This window comes from Paraclostridium bifermentans (assembly GCF_964259345.1).
In the GTDB taxonomy this organism is placed as follows: Bacteria; Bacillota; Clostridia; order Peptostreptococcales; family Peptostreptococcaceae; genus Paraclostridium; species Paraclostridium bifermentans_B.
This window is the reverse complement of the sequence record NZ_CAXVJR010000001.1, coordinates 218,135-240,319: the sequence shown is the minus strand read 5'-3', so window position 1 is coordinate 240,319 and position 22,185 is coordinate 218,135. Positions and strand designations below refer to the sequence as shown.

General features: G+C 26.3%; 23 protein-coding genes. 21 read left to right on the top strand and 2 right to left on the bottom strand.

Annotated features, from left to right (window positions below; genetic code table 11):
- Positions 1-133: 133 nt before the first annotated feature.
- From ACEXNK_RS01340 to ACEXNK_RS01290, 11 genes are all read left to right on the top strand, one after another.
- On the top strand, positions 134-763 hold the full coding sequence (locus ACEXNK_RS01340) for a DUF4397 domain-containing protein (protein WP_373601488.1): 630 nt from the start codon (positions 134-136) through the stop codon (positions 761-763).
- A 59-nt stretch (positions 764-822) separates the two neighbouring features.
- A complete protein-coding gene (locus ACEXNK_RS01335) occupies positions 823-1,635 on the top strand; it encodes an alpha/beta hydrolase (protein WP_373601489.1) in 813 nt (270 codons plus the stop codon).
- Between the two features lie 17 nt (positions 1,636-1,652).
- Positions 1,653-2,678, top strand: a complete 1,026-nt coding sequence (locus ACEXNK_RS01330; protein WP_373601528.1) for an acyltransferase family protein — start codon at positions 1,653-1,655, stop codon at positions 2,676-2,678.
- Positions 2,679-2,772: 94 nt separating this feature from the next.
- Complete coding sequence (locus tag ACEXNK_RS01325) at positions 2,773-3,417, top strand: peptidylprolyl isomerase (RefSeq protein WP_373601116.1); 645 nt, start codon at positions 2,773-2,775, stop codon at positions 3,415-3,417.
- A 129-nt stretch (positions 3,418-3,546) separates the two neighbouring features.
- Positions 3,547-4,584, top strand: coding sequence for a lysylphosphatidylglycerol synthase transmembrane domain-containing protein (locus tag ACEXNK_RS01320; protein ID WP_373601117.1), 1,038 nt, complete (start codon positions 3,547-3,549; stop codon positions 4,582-4,584).
- Positions 4,585-4,899: 315 nt separating this feature from the next.
- Positions 4,900-5,079, top strand: coding sequence for a hypothetical protein (locus ACEXNK_RS01315; protein WP_373601118.1), 180 nt, complete (start codon positions 4,900-4,902; stop codon positions 5,077-5,079).
- Positions 5,080-5,102: 23 nt separating this feature from the next.
- Positions 5,103-5,264, top strand: a complete 162-nt coding sequence (locus ACEXNK_RS01310) for a hypothetical protein (RefSeq protein WP_373601119.1) — start codon at positions 5,103-5,105, stop codon at positions 5,262-5,264.
- 220 nt (positions 5,265-5,484) lie between these two features.
- The gene (locus ACEXNK_RS01305; RefSeq protein ID WP_373601120.1) at positions 5,485-6,819 is read left to right on the top strand and encodes a uracil-xanthine permease family protein; all 1,335 of its coding nucleotides are present in this window, start codon (positions 5,485-5,487) and stop codon (positions 6,817-6,819) included.
- A gap of 311 nt (positions 6,820-7,130) precedes the next feature.
- Positions 7,131-7,922: an FAD binding domain-containing protein gene (locus ACEXNK_RS01300; RefSeq protein ID WP_373601121.1), complete on the top strand. Its 792-nt coding sequence runs from the start codon at positions 7,131-7,133 to the stop codon at positions 7,920-7,922.
- A complete protein-coding gene (locus ACEXNK_RS01295) occupies positions 7,916-8,365 on the top strand; it encodes a (2Fe-2S)-binding protein (protein ID WP_373601122.1) in 450 nt (149 codons plus the stop codon). The genes ACEXNK_RS01300 and ACEXNK_RS01295 overlap by 7 nt, the downstream gene beginning before the upstream one ends.
- A 3-nt stretch (positions 8,366-8,368) precedes the next feature.
- A complete protein-coding gene (locus ACEXNK_RS01290; RefSeq protein WP_373601143.1) occupies positions 8,369-10,633 on the top strand; it encodes a xanthine dehydrogenase family protein molybdopterin-binding subunit in 2,265 nt (754 codons plus the stop codon).
- A gap of 38 nt (positions 10,634-10,671) precedes the next feature.
- Here ACEXNK_RS01290 and ACEXNK_RS01285 read toward each other — a convergent pair whose 3' ends face one another.
- On the bottom strand, positions 10,672-10,866 hold the full coding sequence (locus tag ACEXNK_RS01285) for a hypothetical protein (RefSeq protein ID WP_373601123.1): 195 nt from the start codon (positions 10,864-10,866) through the stop codon (positions 10,672-10,674).
- A 176-nt stretch (positions 10,867-11,042) separates the two neighbouring features.
- On the opposite strand from ACEXNK_RS01285, the gene ACEXNK_RS01280 reads away from it, so the two are divergent.
- Positions 11,043-11,336, top strand: coding sequence for a hypothetical protein (locus tag ACEXNK_RS01280; RefSeq protein ID WP_373601124.1), 294 nt, complete (start codon positions 11,043-11,045; stop codon positions 11,334-11,336).
- A 101-nt stretch (positions 11,337-11,437) separates the two neighbouring features.
- Positions 11,438-12,064: a hypothetical protein gene (locus ACEXNK_RS01275; RefSeq protein ID WP_373601125.1), complete on the top strand. Its 627-nt coding sequence runs from the start codon at positions 11,438-11,440 to the stop codon at positions 12,062-12,064.
- A gap of 41 nt (positions 12,065-12,105) precedes the next feature.
- Here ACEXNK_RS01275 and ACEXNK_RS01270 read toward each other — a convergent pair whose 3' ends face one another.
- Positions 12,106-12,948, bottom strand: coding sequence for a sulfurtransferase (locus tag ACEXNK_RS01270; protein ID WP_373601126.1), 843 nt, complete (start codon positions 12,946-12,948; stop codon positions 12,106-12,108).
- A 242-nt stretch (positions 12,949-13,190) separates the two neighbouring features.
- Between ACEXNK_RS01270 and ACEXNK_RS01265 the strand changes: the two genes are divergently transcribed.
- From ACEXNK_RS01265 to ACEXNK_RS01230, 8 genes are all read left to right on the top strand, one after another.
- Positions 13,191-14,381 carry a pyridoxal phosphate-dependent aminotransferase gene (locus ACEXNK_RS01265; protein ID WP_373601127.1) on the top strand — a complete coding sequence of 397 codons (1,191 nt, stop codon included), beginning with the start codon at positions 13,191-13,193 and terminating at the stop codon, positions 14,379-14,381.
- Positions 14,382-14,493: 112 nt separating this feature from the next.
- Positions 14,494-15,147 carry a transmembrane-type terpene cyclase gene (locus ACEXNK_RS01260; protein WP_373601128.1) on the top strand — a complete coding sequence of 218 codons (654 nt, stop codon included), beginning with the start codon at positions 14,494-14,496 and terminating at the stop codon, positions 15,145-15,147.
- Positions 15,148-15,222: 75 nt separating this feature from the next.
- Entirely contained in the window at positions 15,223-16,389 is a 1,167-nt protein-coding gene (locus ACEXNK_RS01255; protein ID WP_373601129.1) for a MalY/PatB family protein, read from the top strand.
- A gap of 14 nt (positions 16,390-16,403) precedes the next feature.
- On the top strand, positions 16,404-17,117 hold the full coding sequence (gene yqeC, locus ACEXNK_RS01250; RefSeq protein WP_373601130.1) for a selenium cofactor biosynthesis protein YqeC: 714 nt from the start codon (positions 16,404-16,406) through the stop codon (positions 17,115-17,117).
- Between the two features lie 2 nt (positions 17,118-17,119).
- Positions 17,120-17,686 carry a molybdenum cofactor cytidylyltransferase gene (gene mocA / locus ACEXNK_RS01245; RefSeq protein ID WP_373601131.1) on the top strand — a complete coding sequence of 189 codons (567 nt, stop codon included), beginning with the start codon at positions 17,120-17,122 and terminating at the stop codon, positions 17,684-17,686.
- Positions 17,687-17,703: 17 nt separating this feature from the next.
- Positions 17,704-18,720 (top strand): molybdopterin-binding protein, encoded by a 1,017-nt coding sequence (locus ACEXNK_RS01240; protein WP_373601132.1) that lies wholly within the window; start codon positions 17,704-17,706, stop codon positions 18,718-18,720.
- Positions 18,721-18,908: 188 nt separating this feature from the next.
- Positions 18,909-21,338 (top strand): hypothetical protein, encoded by a 2,430-nt coding sequence (locus ACEXNK_RS01235; protein WP_373601133.1) that lies wholly within the window; start codon positions 18,909-18,911, stop codon positions 21,336-21,338.
- Positions 21,339-21,340: 2 nt separating this feature from the next.
- Positions 21,341-22,063 carry an ABC transporter ATP-binding protein gene (locus tag ACEXNK_RS01230; RefSeq protein ID WP_373601134.1) on the top strand — a complete coding sequence of 241 codons (723 nt, stop codon included), beginning with the start codon at positions 21,341-21,343 and terminating at the stop codon, positions 22,061-22,063.
- Positions 22,064-22,185: the final 122 nt, after the last annotated feature.

Sequence of the window (22,185 nt, the reverse complement as noted above, 5' to 3'; positions counted from 1 at the left end):
ATGCCTGTAAATATAGTTATTTCAATGGTTTTAATTGCCCAGGTAATAATGATATACTTTGAATCTTTGGAGTAGCAGATAATTTATTATATACATATAATGAAATATGTTATAAATAAAAGGGGGGATATATATGAATATAAGAGTAAATAGTGATTATTCATATATAAGGATTTTAAATACAGCTGTAAATAGTGAAAAGTTTGATATATATATTAATGATGTATTAGCTTTTTCAAATGTGTTGTATAAGAACTTTACGCCATATTCACCTATGATTCCAGGGAAATACAATATCAAAGTTTATGAAAATGGCAATAATGATAATATAATATTAGATCAAGAATTAAATATAGCTGGTGGAAATGTAGGTACAGTAGTAATAACGGGTGTATATCCTAAATTAATGGTTCTTGCTGTATCAGAAGACCCTAATGAATCTATAGAAAATAAAACTTCTAAGTTTAGGTTAGCTCATTTATCACCAACGGCACCTCCAATAGACTTAAGTATAAATGGAGTCAAAATGGTAGATGAACTTCCTTTTGGAAAAAGTACTAATTATGCTCAGATACCTATCGGAATATATGATTTTTTAGTAGAACAAAGTGATATAGATATACAAGGAAATAAAGTGAAATTTAGGAAAAATAAAAATGTACAATTAAAAGATAAAAAGATATATACAATATATGTAGTTGGGGATGGAAATACTATTGACATTATACAGTCATTAGATGTAACTACTTACACAAATAAATAAAATGGAATGTCTCGATTTAAGAGACATTTCTATTTTATTTAGGATTGAGGAGATAAATAATGAATAAAAATAAATTAAAAGAAAATATATTAAAAATTCCTTTAATATATAATATAGTAAGAGCAAATTTAAAAGATAATAATATAAAATATATGGATATTAACTATGATATTAACAAAAGACAATATTATAGAGTTTTCAATTGTAAAGAGGATAGCCCTATAATATTTTTTGTACATGGAGGAAGCTGGTGGCATGGAAGTCCTAAAATATACTCATATATAGGTAAATTTTTTAACAAAAAAGGATATAGCGTAATACTTATAGCATATAGACTTGTTCCATATTTTACTTATCCATCTCAGATAGATGATGTTTTTAAAGGATTTAAACATTCTTTAACTAATAAAGAAATAAAGGGTGATAGAGAAAAAATTTATGTTATGGGGTTTTCAGCAGGTGGAGAGTTAGCAAGTAATTTAGTGTTTAATAGATATTTCCATGAAAAGTATAATATTAAAACAAATACTATAAAGAAATTTGTATCTATTTCAGGAGTATTAGATTTTGAAAAATGTACACAATCATATGCAAAAGCAATTATAAAAAAATATATAAATAAAAAAGATATAAATAGAACTAATCCTATAAATTTAATAAATGGAGATGAAAATATACCTGTACTATGTATACATGGAAAGAACGATGGAGTTATTGATTTTCAATGTTCAAGAAGTTTTGTAAATAAATTTAACAAAACAAAATTAGCAAAATTAGTTCTTTTAGATAATATGTATCATAATAATATATTGAAAATAATAAGAGAAGATGAAACAAGGGAGTCTAAAATAATTTTAGATTTTTTAAACTAAAGAAAAGAGGAATAGAATTGAAAAAACAAAAGAATTTAGATAAGAGAGATTATTTGGTTGATAATCTTAAGGTTATCTTAATATTTACAGTTGTATTTGGGCATACAATAGAATATTACATAAATCAAAGTGATATTTTAAAAGGTGCATATATATACATATATATATTTCATATGCCGCTATTCATTTTTATATCAGGATATTTATCAAAGAAGGGAATAAAGTCTAGCAAAATAATAATAAAAAAACTTTTAATACCATATGTGTTTTTTAATACTGTATGGTATATAGGTGTATATATAGTAACTGGTGAAAATATGTTTTCATTGTTATATCCTGGATGGACATTATGGTATCTTGTAAGTTTATTTTTTTGGAGAATATCTCTTAAATATATAACTAAGATAAAATATATAATTCCTATTAGTTTTATATTTGGCTTATTAATTGGATTAGATAATATTGGAGAAAATTTTTTATCATTATCAAGAACAATAGTATTTTTACCATTTTTCCTTATAGGTTATTATACTAATGAGGAAACTTTATACAAAATAAATAAACTAAATAAATTAGTTGGATTAAGTATTAGTATTATATTTATAGTAATAGCTATAAGTTTATCTAAGCATGAAATAATAAACTATAAATTTTTATATAACTCTCATGCATATTATACTAATAATTTAGGAACAATAGATGGGATTTTATTTAGAAGTATTTTATATATTTTCTCTATTATTCTTAGTATAGGTATAATAAATCTAGTACCAAATAATAAAGTTTTTTATAGTAAATACGGAAAAAATACTATGAATGTGTATTTATTTCATATTTACTTAATAATTGTTATTTTATCTATTATACCAACTTGGGATATAAGTATTATTAAAAATATTATAATAATTGTAAGTCCATTTTTAATAATGATTATTTTATCTTTAAATTTTGTAAATTACATATATAGATTTATATTTACCCCTTTAGATAAACTATTTGATGTTTTTGTAGATACAAGTAAGCGGTTATTTAATAGTTTTTAACAATTATTAAAAGTAAATGCAAAATTGTAGAACAGGACAAGTAAAGATGGTATAATATTCAAAACATAGATAAATTTATGAAAAGGGGAACTATATGAAAAAGATTTTGTTTAGGACTGTATTAAGTGTCATTATATTATCATCTGTTTTTGTGATTGGTTGTAGTAAAGAGTCAGGTGAAAAAAAAGAATTTGTAAATAAACCTTTAGACCCACCAAAAGAATTACCGATAGCTACTATTAAGGTAAAAGATTATGGGACTATAGAAGCTGAATTATATCCTCATTTAGCTCCAAATACTGTAAATAACTTTATAGAACTTTCAAACAAAGGGTTTTATGATGGATTAATTTTTCATCGTGTTGTAAAAAATTTTGTTATTCAAGGTGGCGATCCAGAAGGAACTGGAATGGGTGGACCAGGATACTCTATAAGTGGAGAATTTGAAAACAATGGATTCAAAAATGATATAAGTCATGAAAAAGGAGTTTTATCTATGGCTAGAAGTCAACATCCAGACTCTGCAGGAAGTCAATTTTTTATAGTGACAAAAGAATCTAAAAACTTAGACAAAGAATATGCAGCATTTGGCAAAGTAATAAAAGGAATGGATATAGTGGATAAAATAAATAATGTAGAAGTTGGGAAGAATGATAAACCGGTAAAAAATATCGTTATAGAAAGTATAAGGGTTGATACAAAAGGTGTGGATTATAAACCAGCAGAAAAAATAAAATAAAGTTGAAAATAAGAGCATTTTTTAATGCTCTTATTTTATTTGAATTTTGCTACAACTTAAAAACTATTGAAATAAGGTGAGTATATAGTATATTATAGAAGAGCATCTAATTTGATTAGGAGAAATAATATGGGAATACTAAACAAAAAACAAAAGGATCTATTACAATATAGTTTTTTATTATTTTTAATAATTTTAACAATATACTTAGTATCCACAACACTAGATATAAGTATATTACCAGAACTTATTAAAATAATAAATTTTAAATATATATTATTAGGATTTATATGCATATTAATGTATATATTACTAGAGGCTCGGATAATAAAGATAATAATAGATTCAATATATATGAATAAAATAAAGTTTTTGGGATTCAAACTAGCTACTATGGGGTTATATTATAACTTAGTAACACCACTAGCATCAGGAAGTCAGCCTATACAAATTTATGTAATGAGAAAATCCAAGATACCTATGAGTAAATCTGTAGCGGTTGTAGTAAATAAAACTGTGGTATTTCAAACTGTAGTAACTTTGTATTGTGGAATATTGCTGTTTACTCATTACGGATATTTAAAAAATGAAATGAACCCTGTGATACTACTAGTAACGACAGGAATGATTATGAATACTGTAATGTTAAGTTTTGGATTTTTAATAATATACAGTCCTAAAAAAACTAAAGTAATAATAAATTTTATGTTTGATGTATTAAAAAAGTTAAAAATATTTAAGTCTTTAGAGAAAAAAAGAATGAATATAAATGATTTTATAGAAGAATATTATTACTCAGTAATGTTATTTTTAAAAGATAAAAAAATGCTAATAAAAGCTCTATTTTATACTTTTATACAATTGAGCTTATATTTTAGTGTAGCATATTGTATATATAGAGCATTAGGCCTAAATGGAGTGAGTTATGGGCACATGCTTACTTTACAAGGTTTTTTATATATGGCAGTATCACCTGTACCTACTCCAGGAAATGTAGGTGCAAATGAAATTGCATTTTTTACAATTTTTGAAAACATAATTCCAAAAGAACTAATAGGATATTCTGTATTTTTATATGGAATATACATATATTATTTTATATTAGTATTTTGTGGTATTTTTACAATCACAAGTCATTATAAAATGAAAAAAAATAAGCATCTTTAACAAAAATAGGAACTTTTTTACATTATTACAAATATTATATATAAATACTAAACCATAAAACCAGAGGTGAAATATATGTTTATATCAGCTATATTGTGGACTATTGCAATTTGTATAGTAGGTTTGAGTATTTATACTATTTATGAGAACAGAAGAGATAAAAAACGAGATAAAGAAGATTTATATTGATTGCTTAAAAAAGAAAGTATTTTTATACTTTCTTTTTTTTAGATAAATAGAAAAAAATTATAAGTTTAAAATAAATATCATATGGACATTCTATTATTAAACGATACAAAAAAGGAAGGTAATCATATGGAAAATAAAAAGAAACCTATTAGCAATGATAATTTAGATAATAACAAAGATGTAAAGAAGTTATTAAAAGAAAATAAAAATAAAGAAGAAATTGCATCTGAAATATCAAGCAATAAAAAAATTGCTGATATATTAGGAAATAGATTGGCTAATAAAAATTTCTTTCCTCCATGCTAAAATAATCTTAAGGAGTGAAGCATATGACAGAAAATAGATTTAAAAAGGGACAATATGAAAATGCTTTACAATACGCAAAGGATATTTTAAGTAATAGTAACTCTGTAATTGAATTGATAAATAAAAACAATATAAATGAGAAAAATAGTGAACAATTAAAAGAAATAGAAGTTAATAAAAATTAGAAAAAAGCTCTTACATTGATGTAAGGGCTTTTTTCTAATTTTTATTATATTAATAACTATTTATTACAAAATATTAATACGTACATTTTTAATAAGGAAATAAAAAAAATTCGGAAAAAATATTGATAAAAAATTCAAAACTGTTATAATTTACTTATAAATACGAATATTGATTTGGAATAATAAAATAATGTACGGCAAAAGGGGAGAAAAACAATTTATGAATGAAAAGAATTCCGTTATATATCAATTAGATGGTAAACCGAGATTAAAGGAAGCTATACCACTAGGATTACAGCATGTACTTGCTATGTTTGTAGGGAATGTTACACCACTAATAATAATATCAGGAGCACTTGGACTTAGTTTAGAAGATAAAACTATGTTAGTACAATGTGCAATGCTTGTATCAGGACTTGTAACTTTAGTACAGTGTTATAGCTTAGGACCATTTGGAGCCAAACTACCTATAGTTATGGGAACTAGTTTTGGTTTTGTGTCAGTTGCAACAGCGGTAGGTGTTAAATATGGATATGAGGGAATACTAGGGGCTTGCTTAGTAGGAAGTTTAGTTGAAATATTATTTGGTACATATGTAAAAAAGATAAGAAAGTTTTTCCCACCAGTTGTAACGGGGACTGTAGTTTTAGCAATAGGAATATCATTGCTACCAACAGGTATTAATTATTTTGCTGGAGGCATTGGAGCTAGTGATTTTGGATCTATATCTAACTTATTTTTAGGGAGCATAGTATTAGTTACGGTATTGTTTTGTAAGCAATATACAAAGGGTATAACTAGTATAGCATCTATACTTATCGGACTTGTAGTAGGTTATATAGTAGCAATACCTATGGGAAAAATAGATTTTTTTCAGATTTCGGAGATGGCTTTAGTAGCTATACCAACACCACTACAATTTGGATTTGAATTTCATATAGATGCAATATTTGCATTTATATGTATGTTTATAGTGTCGGGAGTAGAAACTGTTGGAGATATAACGGCAATAGCGCATTCAGGTATAGGTCGAGATGCTAAAGATGAAGAAATATCAGGTGGGGTAATGGCAGATGGATTTGGAAGCATGATAGCGGCATTTTTTAACTCTATGCCAACTACATCATTTGGGCAAAATGTAGGGCTTATTGCTATGACTAAAGTTATAAATAGAAATGTAGTAGCAATTGGAGCTGGATTTTTAATATTAGCAGCTATATTTCCTAAATTTGGAGCTTTAATATCATTAATGCCACCAAGTGTATTAGGAGGAGCAAGTGTTATGATGTTTGCTATGATTGCAGTAAGTGGTATAAAACTTATAACATCAGAGCCTTTAAATAATAGAAATAGTACAATAGTTGCAGTTGCTTTAGGTCTGGGAGTTGGATTATCATTAGTTCCAGGTGTATTATCTCAAATGCCTGAGTCTATACAACTTATATTTGGAGACTCAGGACTTATATTAGTTGCAATTATTGCAATAGTTTTAAATTTAGTATTACCTAAAGAAGAAAGTATGCAAGCTATAAATAAAACAAGTCAAGCTTCATAAGTTTAAATAAATATATTTATAAATGTAACATGAGGAGGCTATTTCAAAATATAATACTAAAATAATAAAGTAGTTTAATAAAAATACAAAATATATAAGATATTAAACTCATATATTATATTAGTAATATTTTGCAATAGCCTATTTTTACGCGCAATATATTTTAAAATGATTAAATTATTTAGAAAGTTTACAAAAGAAAAAATAATCAGTAATACCAAGTTTATGTCTAAATTTTTGATAAAGTGTGATATAATCTCATAAAAGAAATTATATAAATAATTTATAAGTAATAAAAAGGGAGGAAAAGTATGTTTACACTTACTGAGATAGTTCAGCCAAATACATTAGAAGAAGCATACTCAACATTAATTAAAAGAAAGAATAATCAAATTCTTGGAGGAACAGCTTTTTTAAGAATGGGGAATAAGAGAATTGGAACAGGTATAGAGCTTTCAAATCTAAACTTAGATTATATCAAAGAAGATGATGATTTTATAGAAATAGGATCTATGACTACTCTAAGAAGTTTAGAAACAAGTAGCATTATAAAAAAGAATTTTAGTATATTAAAAGATTCAGTTAGAGATATAATAGGAGTTCAATTTAGAAATGTTGTGACTGTTGGGGGAAGTGTTTTTTCAAAGTTTGGATTTTCAGATTTGATAGTAGCGCTACTTTCTTTAGATACTGAAGTCGAAACTTATAAAGGTGGAAGAATATCTCTAGAAGAATTTCTAAATAAAAGTTATGAAAAAGATATATTAACTAAGATTTATATAAAGAAAAACAACAAAAAAGCAGTATATAATTCCATGAGAAATGCTAAAAGTGACTACCCAATACTTAATGTAGCGGTGTCTAAATTAGATAAAAACTTTACTATATGTGTAGGAGCTAGACCTCAAAGGGCTAAAATAGCAAAGAAAACAAGTGAATTTTTATCAAATAATGAAATAAATGAAAAAAATATAGATTTAGCTATGAACATAATGGTAGATGAGATAGAGTTTGGATCTAATATGAGAGCATCTAAAGAATATAGATTACAAATAAGTAAAGTATTAGTAAAAAGAGCAATCATGGAGGTTACAAAATGCTAGTAGAACTTACAGTGAATGGAAAAAAAAGAAAAGTTGAAATAGAGCCAGAAGAATATTTAGTAGATAGTTTAAGAAAATTAGGAAACCTAAGTGTAAAAAGAGGGTGTGATACAGGATGTTGTGGACTTTGTTCTGTATGGATAGATAAAAAACCAACATTATCATGCTCAATGCTTACAGTTAGAGCTTTAAATAAAGAGATTACAACTATAGAAGGTCTGCAAAAAGAAGCTAGTGAATTTGCAGAAATATTAGTAAGTGAGGGTGCAGAACAATGTGGATTCTGTTCACCAGGATTTATAATGACAGTTTTAGCTATGAAAGATGAATTAAATAATCCTACAGAAGAAGATATAATACACTATTTAACAGGTAATTTATGTAGATGTACAGGATATATGGGACAATTAAGAGCGATTAAAACTTATCTGGGGGTAAAATAGATGATGAAGTTAGTTGGAAAAGGCATAAAAAAAATAGATGGTATGTCAATTGCTACTGGAAAACCAGTATATACAGACGATCTAGCAGCAAAAGAAGCCTTAGTAGTTAAAATACTAAGAAGCCCACATGCCCATGCAAGAATAAAAAATATAGATGTATCTAGAGCTATAAACATAGATGGAGTTGAATGTGTTTTAACTTACAAGGATGTACCTAATAATAGATTTACATTAGCTGGTCAGTCATATCCAGAACCATCACCATATGATAGATTAATACTTGAAGATACTGTTAGATATGTTGGTGATGAAGTTGCTATAATTGCTGCAGTAGATGAAAAAACTGCGGTAAAAGCTATGAAAATGATAAAGGTTGATTATGAAGTTTTAAAGCCTATTATAGACATGGAAGAAGCTATAGATAGTGAAACTATAGTTCATGACACTGACCGTCATTGTAACTTTGATATAGGGATGGAAAGAGAAAGAAACATAGTATCTAAACATCTATACGAAAAAGGAAATGTAGAAGAAGAATTAAACAAATGTGACATTGTAGTTGAAGAAACTTATTATACACAAGCTCAAGCTCATGCAATGATGGAAACATATAGAGCATATAATTACTTAGATCATAATGGAAGGTTAGTAGTAGTTAGTTCTACTCAAATACCATTTCATGTAAGAAGACATCTATCTAGAGCTTTAAATATACCTTCAAGCAAAATTAGAGTAATAAAACCTAGAATTGGGGGAGGTTTTGGAGGTAAGCAGACTGCATGTGTTGAAATATTTTCAGCTATTGTAACATTAAAAACTGGTAAACCTGCAAAAATAATATATGATAGAAAAGAAACTTTTAACTGTTCAACAAGTCGACACGCAATGAAATTAAATGTAAGAATAGGTTCTACAAAAGATGGAATTATAAAAGTTATAGATATTGATGCATTATCAGATACAGGTGCTTATGGAGAACATGCTTCAACAACATTTGGATTAGTTGGAGAAAAAACTATGCCAATGTATAATAAACTAACAGCATCAAGATTTAAAGGTGATGTAGTTTACACTAATAAAATGCCAGCTGGGGCTCTTAGAGGATATGGTGCAACTCAAGGATGTTTTGCCGTGGAATCAACTATAAATATGTTAGCACATAAGCTTAATATAGATCCTACTGAAATTAGACTTAAGAACATAGTAAAAGAAGGAGAAACTAGTTTTGCTTATAATAAGACATTAAATAGTGTTGATTTAGCAAAATGCATAAATAGAGGAAAAGAGCTTATAAAATGGGATGAAAAATATCCAACTACAAAGATGGAAAACGGAAAAGTAAGAAGTGTTGGAATGGCTCTTACTATGCAAGGTTCTGGTATAGCGGGTATAGATACAGCAAGTGCAGAAATAAGGTTAAATGATGATGGAAACTATACGTTACTAATAGGATCTACTGATATGGGTACTGGAAGTGACACAATACTTTCACAAATGGCTTGTGAGATACTTGAAACTAATATGGAAAGAATAAATGTTATATCAGCTGATACAGATGTAGTACCATATGATCCAGGTTCATATGCTTCATCTACAACGTATGTAACAGGTATGGCAGTAGTAAAGGCTTGTAATATACTTAGAGACAAAATAATAGAAGTAGGAGCTAAGAAGCTTGGAATAGATAATGAATATGCAGAATTTGATGGAGAATATGTACACAGTGAATGCAACAAAGTATCTGTATTTGATATAGCTCTAGATTTTACTGTTGGACCAGAAAAAGAACAACTAATAGGATATGCATCTCACGGTAGTGATGTATCACCACCTCCATTTATAGCTGGATTCGTTGAAACTGAAATTGATGTAGAAACAGGTAAATATGAAGTTATCGACTATGTTGCAGTTGTAGATTGTGGTACTGTTATAAATAAAAACTTAGCTAAAATACAAGTTGAAGGCGGAATAGTTCAAGGTATAGGTATGGCCATGTTTGAGGAAGTTAGATATACAGAGGATGGTCATATGGATACTAATACATTTATGCAATATAAAATACCTGCTAGATGTGATGTTGGAAATGTAATTGTAGATTTTGTTCAAACTCATGAACCAACAGGACCATTTGGAGCCAAATCGGTAGGAGAAGTTGTTATAAATACTCCATTACCGGCTATACAAGAAGCAGTATATAATGCATCAGGAATTAGAGTAAACACTTTACCTATAACACCGGAAAAAGTATTTTTAGGCATGAATAAGTAATAGCAAAAAGTTAGGATAATTTATCCTAACTTTTTTATTTAAAAATCAATCCAAGTATCTGACCCTGAATATATAAACTCTGTATGCTTACAATCAGGACATACATATATTTTAAATATTAGATGTTCTTCAACGTCGAAAATTGCTTTGAATAAACCTCTATTGGCATCTTGACTATCAAACCTAAATTCTTTTAAAAATTTTAGTTCTGTATTACACCTTAAACAGTTCATAAAAATTCACCCCAAATAATAAAATTTAATATAATGATACAATATATATATGCAATAATAGTTTCAAATAGGTTACATATAGTATTGAAATATTATGAAAATTATAAAAATACAATATAAAAACCATATAAATATATGATATACTTATAATAATACAGGGGAAGTGGGGGATTATAATGAAAAATATAGATTTAAGTAAATTGAGTATAGTTACAGACTTTAACTTAGTTAATAGCCTAATAGCTATGACTAAGGTATATGAAAAAATAGAAGAAAAAGATATACCTCGAATAGAAGAATATATACAAAATAAATTTACAGATAAAGAATTACTTGAAATAGGAATGGAAATTGTAAAAAATAAAGAAAACAATATGTGTCATGATGATATAAAAGAAATAGCTGAGAAAAAATTAAATGAATATATGGATAGAAAAGATGCTGAAAGAGAATTAGCTCAAAATATTTAAAAATAAGACGTTATAATACGTCTTATTTTTTTACAATAGTTGTAATACTATAATTAAAACTTAAATATCATATATTATAAACTAATATAAGGAGATAGAAGATGGTATTTAATAAACTGAAGGAAAATATTAAGATAAACATAGATAATAAAATAAATAAAGGCAATGACAATGACTTATTAAATGAAACCTATTCAAAATACACTTGCCCATATTGTGAATATAATATAAAAGAACTTATAGGATATAATACCTGTGTAAACTGTAAAAACAATTATAGAATTTATAATGATAAAGTATATAAAGATGAAGAAACTATAAATGATATTTTGTATTATTTTATAAAGCTAATAACTCATATGAGCAATGTTGATGGATTTATATCAAATGAGAAATTAGATTACATATACCATATAGTAAAAGAAGAGGTAAAACTAGATTTAAATAAGATAAAATGGTGTGCCATAATATTTAAAGAAACTACAAGTGAAAAATATACGAGTGAAGTAATAAATAAATTTAATAAAAGTTTAAAAAAGTATTATGGTTATAACTACAATATAGAAAGATTAAGCTTTTTTAAGTGGCTAGTAAACTTATATAATATGAATGAAATAATTTATGATAATCAAAAAAGAATATTAAAAGATTATATGGATATATTTAATATAGATGAAACTGATTATATATACATAAATTATCCAGAAGTAAGTATTTCTAAAGAATAATAAAAAAGCTATGTAAAGATGTTTTACATAGCTTTTATTTATTATATTTCAGTAGTGTTTACTTTATTATCATCATAACTTACCCAGTCGCTAAAGCTTCCTGAATAAACTTTATGATCTATACCAACTTCAGTAAGAGCTAGACTATTAGGGCATGCAGTTATACCAGAACCGCAATAAACTATAACTTCATCATAATCTTTTAATTTAGAAAAATGTTCATCTAACTCTTTTTTTGATTTTATATTTACAGAGTTATCTTTTTTATCAAGAATATCCATCCAGAAGTAGTTCATAGCACTAGGTATATGTCCAGCCTTTCTATCAACGGGCTCAAATTCACCTATGTATCTTTTAGGATCTCTAGAATCTATTATAGCTATTTTATCCTTATACAATCTTTGTTTTACATAATCCATATCAACTCTAATTGAATCATTTACATTAACAACAAAAGTTCCTTTTAAAATAGTAGGTACCTCTGAAGTTGTTTCACCACCTATTTTTGTAAATTCATTTATTCCACCATCTAATACATATGCATTATCATGACCTAAATACTTTAATATCCACCATAATCTAGATGGACCAGCTAGGTCGCCTTCATCATAGCATACAACTAAAGAATCGTTATTAATTCCTAAGCTTTCAAAAGTTGATTTAAGTGATTCAATACTAGGAAGTGGATGTCTTCCGCCGTGTTCTTCAACTTTACTTGATAATTCTGTTTCTATATCAACTCTAACCGCACCTTTTATATGATTATTTTCATAGCTTTCTTTTCCATATTCTTTGTTCATTAAATCAAATCTACAATCAACTATGACTAAGTTTTCATTATTTAAATTTTCCTTTAACCATTGAGCACTAACTAAGTTTGTCATAAATTTTCCTCCTAAATTTAAAAATGATAGGTAATTGTTTTCATACCTCTATTTAATTAATATATACTTACATTGAAGAAATTTCAATACATTTGAAAATTTACTTAAAATACAGAAAATAACAACTTTTTGAGAAAAGCAAAAAAACGTTTAACTAATTGGGAATATTATGTTAGAATATGGCTATAAAGAAAATATTGTATACTAGATACAGGGATATAAAGACAATAGGAGGATGAGATATGAAATTTTCTTCAAGAATAAAATCAGTAGAAGCTTCAACTATAATGGAGTTACTAACTTATGCAGCCGAAGCTAAGAAAAAAGGTAAAAAAGTATACCATTTAAATATAGGTCAACCAGACATAAAAACACCAGAAAACTTTTTTGAAGCAATTTCTAATGACAGGGAAAACGTATTAGAATATGCTTTATCAGAAGGTTTAACAGAACTTAGAGAAGCTATACAAAAATACTATAGAGAGTATGATATAAACTTTGACCTAGAAGATATATTAATATTAAATGGAGGTAGTGAAGCTTTATTTTTCACTATGTTAACAATATGTAATGAAGGTGAAAACATATTAGTACCAGAACCATTTTATTCAAACTACAACAGCTTTGCAAATGCAGTAGGTGTTGAAATAAAACCTATAACTACACTTGCAGAAAATGGATTCCATTTACCGAGTAAAGAGGAAATAGTAGCTAAAATAGATGATAAAACTCGTGCTATATTATTCTCTAATCCAGGAAACCCAACTGGAGTTGTTTACACTAAGGAAGAAATAAAGATGATTTCTGATATAGCTAAAGAAAACGATTTATGGATAATAGCAGATGAAGTTTACAGAGAATTTGTATATGAAGGAGACTACACTAGCTTAGGTAATGTAAAAGAAGTAGAAGATAGAGTTATAATAGTAGATAGTGTATCTAAGAGATATAGTGCATGTGGAGCTAGAATAGGTTCTTTAGCATCTAAAAATAAAGAATTTATGGGTGAAATACTAAAACTTTGTCAAGCTAGATTATCAGTTCCTACATTAGAGCAAGTAGGAGCAGTAGAACTTTATAAAACTCCAAACTCTTACTTACAAGAAGTAAACGAAGAGTATAGAGAGAGAAGAGATGTATTATATGATGAGCTTGTAAAGGTACCTGGAGTTATATGTAAAAAACCAACAGGAGCATTTTATATAGTTGCAAAACTTCCAGTTAAGAGTGCAGATGACTTTGTTAAGTGGATGTTAAGTGATTTTGAAGTAGATGGAGAAACAGTAATGCCTTGTCCAGCAGAAGGATTCTACAAGACTGAAGGATTAGGAGTAGATGAGATAAGACTTGCTTATATATTAAATAAAGAAGATTTAGCTAAAGCAGCTAAAATCTTAAAAGAAGGATTGGAAGCTTACTTAAAATTGAATTAATTAATAGATAAATGCTGAAAGACTTATACATATTTTGTATAGGTCTTTTTTTATTTTCTAATAATATGTATGTGTGTAAATTTTATGAATAGATTTAATATGGGGTGTTTTTTTGAATATAGAGTTGTTACTAGAATTATTATGTGGTGTATTTTGGATTATAACTTATATAATGATAATTTTAAAAAGTTTTAAAGATAATACATATGGCATGCCTATCGTTGCATTAGTTCTAAATTTGGCATGGGAATTTACATTTAGTTTTATATATCCACCAGAAAATTTTTTACTCGCTAAAGTTATATTTATGACATGGCTAACTTTAGATTTTGTTATTTTATATACGGTATTAAGATACGGATATAGAGATATATATTGTAAAAATATAATTAATAAGCAGATATATATTGTAAGTATATTAATTTTAATAAGCTTTTCAATAGTATTTATGATATTAGCATCAAATGATTTTTCGATTTTATATGAAAATAGTATTTATCAGGCGGCTGGATTTATAGCAAATCTACAAAATTTAATAATGTCTATATTGTTCGTAAATATGATTTTAAGAAGAGGAAACCTAAAAGGACAGTCTATTTATATAGGTCTATTTAAATGGATTGGAACTTTAATGATAGCTATTTTAAAGTTTAGTGGTATTTTGCCATATACAATAACAGAGTTATTTATAATATTTTTGATACAAATATTTGATATACTATATATATACTTAATTTATAGAATTTCTTATAAAAAATGTAGGTAGATTTTTAATTGATAAATTTGAATTATTAATATAAAATCAGAAGTATATAAAATACGCTTTGGGGGAGTGATTCATATGTCTAAAAAGATATTTGATGAAGGGGTAAATAGATTAAACACAAATGCTATTAAATATGATAAGTATAAAGAAAATTTTAACACAGATAAAGATGATGTAATTCCTATGTGGATTGCAGATATGGATTTTAAAACATGTGATGAAATAACAAATGCGCTACAAAACAAGTTAACAATTGGAAATCTAGGGTATGATACAGTAAATGGATATTACGAAGCTGTAGCAAACTGGATGAAAAAAAGACATGATTTAAATATAAATATAGAAGAGATAGTATATACACCGGGAGTTGTAACTGCTATTAATTTCTTACTTAAAATACTTGTAAAAGAAAATGATAAGGTTATGGTACAGTCACCTGTATATCATTCATTTTTTAGAGTGTTAAATGAAAATAAATGTGATATAGTTCAAAGTGAATTGGTAATAAACAATAATAGATATGAAATAGATTTTGATGAGTTTGAAAAGAAAATATCAACAGGAGTTAAGGTATTTATATTATGTAACCCGCATAACCCAGTTGGAAGAGTATGGGCTAAGGAAGAACTTGAAAGAATTGTAGAAATATGCGAAAGCTATAAAGTTTTTATAATAAGTGATGAAATACATTCAGACCTAGTATTTAAAGGAAATAAACATAATTCATTGACTAAAGTTACTCCTTATTATAAAGATAATATAGTTACATTGACAGCACCTAGTAAAACGTTTAATTTAGCAGGATTATACACATCTAATGCTATAATAACTAATGAAAAAATAAGAAGTGATTATAAAAACTTATTTTCAACAGATCCTAATGTATTAGGAGCAACTGCATTAATAGCTGCATACAACAAGTGCGAATATTGGTTAGAAGAGCTTCTTGAATATATTGAAAATAATTATAATTATATTGTTAAATATGTAAATGAAAACTTACCTAAAATTAAAGTTACAAAACAAGAAGGAACTTTTTTAGTATGGCTAGATTGCAGAGAATTATGCTTAGAAGATGAACAGCTATCAAGATTCTTTATAGACAAAGCAGGAGTAATATTAAGTAGTGGAACTGCATTTGGAAATGGTGGAAGTGGATTTATGAGGATGAATATAGGCTGTCCTTTAGATACTCTTAAAGAAGCTTTAAATAGAATAAAAAATGCATCAAAAGACATATAATTAATGGAGGAGATATGTTAAAAGAGTTATTAGAGATCGATAAAAATGATATTATAACCGTTGTTGGAGCAGGCGGCAAAACTTCTTTAATAACTTACTTAACTAAACAGTTTTCTAGTGAGTATAAAGTACTATTAACTACAACTACAAAAATATATTTACCTAAAAGTAGTGATTATGATAATAAAATTATGTTAACTAAAAAGAGTGATACCTTTATTATTAATAAAGGTATCACTCTTTGTGGTAGGTATTTAAATGATGAAAATAAAGTAGTAGGATTAACCTTTGATGAACTAGATAAATTAGTAAGTGAGTTTGATATAAGTTTTATAGAAGGTGATGGATCTAAAAAAAAGAAGTTAAAAGGATGGAAGGATAATGAGCCTTTAGTATATAAAAAGACAACAAAAACTATAGGAGTATTAGATATAACTTCATATGATATGTATATAAATGATAAAAACATACATAGGTTAGATAAATTTCTTAATATATGTGGATTATACAATAATAAGATTACTTTAGAAAATTTGAAAAACATAGTATTAAAAGAACAAGGGTTATTCAAAAATTCTAGAGGACAGAAAATTTTATTTATAAATAAAGTGGAAAATGTATACAGAGAAAAACTGGCTAAAGATTTAATTAAATTAATAAGAAAAGAAAATGATACTATAGATATATTATATGGAAGTCTAATAAGAAGCTACTATAGGAAAGGATAAGTATGATAAGTGCAATAGTAATGGCATCTGGATTTTCAACTAGAATGGGAAAAAACAAATTGTTGATGCAATATAATGATAAAACTATAATTGAAAATACATTAGATATATTAAATAAGTATGATTTTAAAGAAGTTATAGTGGTTAGTCAATATCAAGAAATTTTAAAAATTGCTAATACATATGGGTTTAAAGCTATATTAAATCAGAATGCAATTTTAGGACAAAGTGAGTCTATAAAATTAGGGATAATGAATAGTCAAGAATGTGAGGGATATATGTTTTTTGTAGGAGATCAACCTCTATTAAATATATCAGATGTGAAAAATATTATAAAATGTTTTGAAAATAATAAGGAGTATATAATTATACCTACGTATAAAGAGACAAAAGGCAATCCAGTTATATTTCCGAGTTCTTTAAAGGATAGCTTACTTATGCTAAAAAATGATGAAAAAGGAAAAAAAGTAATAAATGAATATGATAAAATAAAATATGTGAAAGTAAATAAAGAAACTTTAATGGATATAGATACTAAAAAGGATTATGATGATTTAATAAATATATAATCATCAGGGGAGGTATTATGAAAAAGATAAAAACAATAGATGCTGTAGGACATGTGCTATGTCATGATATAACACAAATTATACCAGGAGAATTTAAAGGTAGAGCATTTAAAAAAGGACATATAGTAAGAGAAGAAGATATAGAAAAACTTTTATCACTTGGTAAAGATAACTTATATGTTTTTGAAAATATTGAAGGTATGGTGCATGAAAATGATGGAGCTATATTTTTAAAAGATATTACAGCCGGCGAAAATTTAGAATTTAGTGAAATAAAAGAAGGTAAGATAGATTTTATATCAACAGTAGATGGACTTTTAAAAATAGATGTAGATAAGTTGTTTAAATTAAACTGTATTGATGATATTATGATGGCAACACTTCATAATAACTACATAGTTAAAAAGGGGCTTAAAGTAGCAGGAACAAGAGTTATTCCATTAATGGTTGAACAATTAAAACTTGATAAAGCTAAAGAGGTTATAGGAGAAGAAAAAATAATAAATATTGTACCATTTAAGAAAAAGAAAGTTGGAATAGTAACTACAGGGAATGAAGTGTATCACAAAAGAATAGTCGATAAATTTGGACCTGTTATGAAAGATAAAATGAAAGCATATGACTGTGAAATATTAGGGCAAACTATATGTCCAGACGATACAGAAATGATTAAAAATGCAATAAATGAATTTTTAAATAAAGGAGCAGAATTAATTCTTTGCACAGGAGGGATGAGTGTAGATCCAGATGATTTAACTCCAGCAGCAATAAAGCAGTCTGGAGCTGATATTATTACTTATGGATCACCGATACTTCCAGGAGCTATGTTTTTACTAGCTTACAATAAAGATATACCTATACTTGGAATACCAGGATGTGCTATGTATTCTAAAACTACCGTTTTAGATGTTGTTCTTCCTAGAATTTTAATAGATGAAAAGTTAACTAAAGAGGATATAGCAAGATACGGGCATGGAGGATTGTGTATGAACTGCGAAAATTGTACTTATCCAGCATGTAATTTTGCTAAGTAGTTTTTAATTTTAGAAGGTAGATTTATTAATATAAATCTACCTTCTTTTTTACGTTAATACACATACATGTATGCATTCTGCTACAATTAAATTAATATATTATCAACAATATTTCTTACATTTTATTCATAAAACTTGATAGCTTTATCAACTTTACTAAATTTATATTAAAGAGGGTAGAAAAAAGGATGAACAAGAAAAATTTATTTAATGCAATAATTTTTTGTGGGATTTTATTATGGATAATTCCATCAGCTATATTTCATGAAGCAGATAAAAAGATAGTACTATTTTATTATGGATTCCATTTTATTATGGCTATGTTATATTTATATTTATTTTTAAGTGCTATTAGAGAGAAAAGGAATATCCGATATGAAAACATATTAAAGTATTTATCAATAGAAGGAAGTATAGCAGTACATGCTATAACATATGCAGCTTTATTTATTAAGGGGCAAGAATCGGATATTAAAATAATTCCATTAGTACTTATTTTTAGATTAATATTTATCATTTTTATAATTGCTTCTAGAAATATGTATATAGACTCGAATGAAAAAATATTAAAAAAAATAAAGTTAAAAGAAAAGCTATACATTAAAGATAACAAAAGCAAAGAAAAAGCAGTGATTAAAAAAAGTAATAAGTGGGTTTATAAAATTTTATTAGAAGATTTTAAAGTTAATATTAAAAACTATATTGCCTTTATAATAAGTTCTATTTTAACAGTTACATGTGTATATGGTTTTTTAGGAAATCTTTTCATTATACATAGGATACAACAAACCCGTACTATGTATCTTGGTGAAGGAATTACCTCGATAGTAGTAAGTGCACTTGTTATTATTACAATTATAAATATACTAATTCAATTTTACGCATTAAAAAGCTACATTCAAAATAGAATGTATGATTTTAAAACATTGATACTATTAGGAATGAAAAAGAAAAAAGTAAATCAAATCATAGTTTTTTTAATAACTATAAGTTTAGCTACTTCTTATTTAATAGGTGTTATTTTAGGGAACATGATGATATTTATCTTTAGAAAAATATATGGTTTTTACTTACAAACTGATAGTATTCCTAGTGTGAATGTAATATCCGTAATGATGTGGTCGTTTATTATATGTGTATTAGTATTAGGTTTTATTATGGCAATAGTACAGGAAATTGCTATTGAATCAAGTATATTAAATGGAATAGATTCAGACCTAGAAGAGAAACTCCCGAGACATAGAAAATTAATTTATGCATTGCCAATTTTTATTATTATATTGACCGTACTTTACTCTAATCCACATATAGCTGAAAAACAATATATAATCTATATGTTTCTTATAATATTTACAGTATTTATTTATTTTTTTATTGGAGATATATTACGGAAGTATAAATCTAAAAAGAAATATTATTTTAAAAAATTTTTAACTTGGAATCTTATAATTTATAAGTCAAGAAGTTATTTAAAAAACTCTCTGATATTATATTCTTTATTATTTATAATGTTTTATGTATATTTTTTTCAGATATCAACTTTAATTCCTTTGAACACGGATACACTTTATCCATATGATTATGTATGTTTGGGATATGACAAAGATAAAACAGAACTTCAGAGTATAGGAAATAACTTTGAGGCTGAAAGTAAACTATATCCTGTTGTAAGGGTAACAGTGCCAGGTGGAGAGGATGGTGGTTATGGGGACTTTTTCAAAACATTACCTATAGGACATCATCTTGGAATTTCAGAAAGTACTTACAAATTATTAACAGGAAAAAAACTTGATTTAAAAGATAAAGAAATTTATATTTTATATCAAGAAGATAAATCAAATAAAGCTCATCCATTAGATTTTTATGTCATAAGGTCAAAGCCACTTATTAGAATAGGTCAGCCACAAAGCTATAACCCAGGATATAGGAAGTCTTTTTTTAGTAATGACTATAACTTAGTTGGAGAAAAAAGAGAAATAGTTTTTGGTAGACTATCAAATATAATGTATGAAAACATAGTAGTTTTTTCAGATGAATATTTTGAAATAGAACATGAAAAAACAGATGGTATTAAATGGTTAAGTACTATAAATAGTAAGATAAAAAATAATAAAAACTTAGATACTTATTTAGAAAACTATAAAAATACACACACTGAAGAACAAACAGTTGATGGTAATATTCAATCTGTTTATGAATCAAAGAATTTGAAGGAAGCTTTTCAAGGAGAAAAAATATTTAAGTTAATTATAAACATCTCGATTTGTATTATTTTTACAATTGCAGGCATAATGACTATTCTAGTATATGTTTTTGGTAATATTTCATATTATAAAAATCGTTATGAAATACTTAGTTACCTAGGTGAAAAAAGAAAAAATTCTAATAATATAATAAGAAAAGAAATAAGGCTATTTTCTCTAATACCATGTATATTAGCTATAATCACTTCATTTATATTTATTGTAATAACTGTAAAAATACGTGGATTTAATTATTTTGAATTAATTTCAAGTTCTAAAGTTTATATAAGTATAATGTTAGTTTTTTTATTTATATATGCTGTGTCAATTTTTATAATATCTCGTTTTTTAATAAAAGAGATTGGGGGTAAGTGATTGTGCCAATTATAAAATTAGTTAATTTAAAAAAATCATTTGGAAAAACGGAGGTTTTAAAAGGACTAAGCTTTCAAATTAAAGAGGGTGAACGAATCGCAATTATGGGGAACTCTGGTTGTGGAAAAACTACATTGTTAAAAATACTAGGACTAATAGAAAATTCAACTGAAGGAGATATTTACTACAAAGGAAAAAGCAAAGAAAGCTTAACTGAAGATCAAATTTCAGAAATAAGACTAAATGATATAGGTTTTGTGTTTCAAGATTTTAGATTATTAGAAAGCTTAACAGTTCAGGAAAATATTATGTTACCTATGATAATAAATAGAGAAGAAGAAAAATATATGCTAGAAAAATGTAACTATTATTCTGAAAAAGTAGGTATAAAACATTTATTAAATAAGAAACCATCTAAAATTTCTGGTGGAGAAAAACAAAGAACAGCTATTTGTAGAGCTTTAATAAATAATCCTAGTATTATATATGCAGATGAGCCCACTGGAAATTTAGATTCAAAAACAGGTAGACTAATAATAGACATCTTAGTGAATACAAATACAGAACTCAATAAGACTTTAATAATGGTAACTCATGATCCATTTATTGCAAGTTATTGTAATAGGGTAATATGGCTAAAAGATGGTATTATAGCTGAAGAAATAGTAGAAAATGACAGAGAAAAGCTATATATGGATATTATAGAAAAAATGAAAAAACTATAATATAAATTAAAAATACTTTATTCTTTTATATATCAATTGATAAAATAAAAGAATAAAGTATAAAATATACGAACTTTATTCTTGCTACACATTGACTAAGTTACAAATTTGTTATATCATTA

Excerpts from the sequence above, each read along its gene's own strand:
- ACEXNK_RS01255 (WP_373601129.1), top strand. The coding sequence starts at position 15,223 with ATGTCTAAAAAGATATTTGATGAAGGGGTAAATAGATTAAACACAAAT.
- ACEXNK_RS01295 (WP_373601122.1), top strand. The coding sequence starts at position 7,916 with ATGCTAGTAGAACTTACAGTGAATGGAAAAAAAAGAAAAGTTGAAATA.
- yqeC (WP_373601130.1), top strand. The coding sequence starts at position 16,404 with ATGTTAAAAGAGTTATTAGAGATCGATAAAAATGATATTATAACCGTT.
- ACEXNK_RS01325 (WP_373601116.1), top strand. The coding sequence starts at position 2,773 with ATGAAAAAGATTTTGTTTAGGACTGTATTAAGTGTCATTATATTATCA.
- ACEXNK_RS01275 (WP_373601125.1), top strand. The coding sequence starts at position 11,438 with ATGGTATTTAATAAACTGAAGGAAAATATTAAGATAAACATAGATAAT.
- ACEXNK_RS01310 (WP_373601119.1), top strand. The coding sequence starts at position 5,103 with ATGACAGAAAATAGATTTAAAAAGGGACAATATGAAAATGCTTTACAA.
- ACEXNK_RS01235 (WP_373601133.1), top strand. The coding sequence starts at position 18,909 with ATGAACAAGAAAAATTTATTTAATGCAATAATTTTTTGTGGGATTTTA.
- ACEXNK_RS01270 (WP_373601126.1), bottom strand. The coding sequence starts at position 12,948 with ATGACAAACTTAGTTAGTGCTCAATGGTTAAAGGAAAATTTAAATAAT.
- ACEXNK_RS01315 (WP_373601118.1), top strand. The coding sequence starts at position 4,900 with ATGGAAAATAAAAAGAAACCTATTAGCAATGATAATTTAGATAATAAC.
- ACEXNK_RS01285 (WP_373601123.1), bottom strand. The coding sequence starts at position 10,866 with ATGAACTGTTTAAGGTGTAATACAGAACTAAAATTTTTAAAAGAATTT.
- ACEXNK_RS01340 (WP_373601488.1), top strand. The coding sequence starts at position 134 with ATGAATATAAGAGTAAATAGTGATTATTCATATATAAGGATTTTAAAT.
- ACEXNK_RS01335 (WP_373601489.1), top strand. The coding sequence starts at position 823 with ATGAATAAAAATAAATTAAAAGAAAATATATTAAAAATTCCTTTAATA.
- ACEXNK_RS01305 (WP_373601120.1), top strand. The coding sequence starts at position 5,485 with ATGAATGAAAAGAATTCCGTTATATATCAATTAGATGGTAAACCGAGA.
- ACEXNK_RS01240 (WP_373601132.1), top strand. The coding sequence starts at position 17,704 with ATGAAAAAGATAAAAACAATAGATGCTGTAGGACATGTGCTATGTCAT.
- mocA (WP_373601131.1), top strand. The coding sequence starts at position 17,120 with ATGATAAGTGCAATAGTAATGGCATCTGGATTTTCAACTAGAATGGGA.
- ACEXNK_RS01290 (WP_373601143.1), top strand. The coding sequence starts at position 8,369 with ATGAAGTTAGTTGGAAAAGGCATAAAAAAAATAGATGGTATGTCAATT.
- ACEXNK_RS01320 (WP_373601117.1), top strand. The coding sequence starts at position 3,547 with ATGGGAATACTAAACAAAAAACAAAAGGATCTATTACAATATAGTTTT.
- ACEXNK_RS01280 (WP_373601124.1), top strand. The coding sequence starts at position 11,043 with ATGAAAAATATAGATTTAAGTAAATTGAGTATAGTTACAGACTTTAAC.
- ACEXNK_RS01265 (WP_373601127.1), top strand. The coding sequence starts at position 13,191 with ATGAAATTTTCTTCAAGAATAAAATCAGTAGAAGCTTCAACTATAATG.
- ACEXNK_RS01300 (WP_373601121.1), top strand. The coding sequence starts at position 7,131 with ATGTTTACACTTACTGAGATAGTTCAGCCAAATACATTAGAAGAAGCA.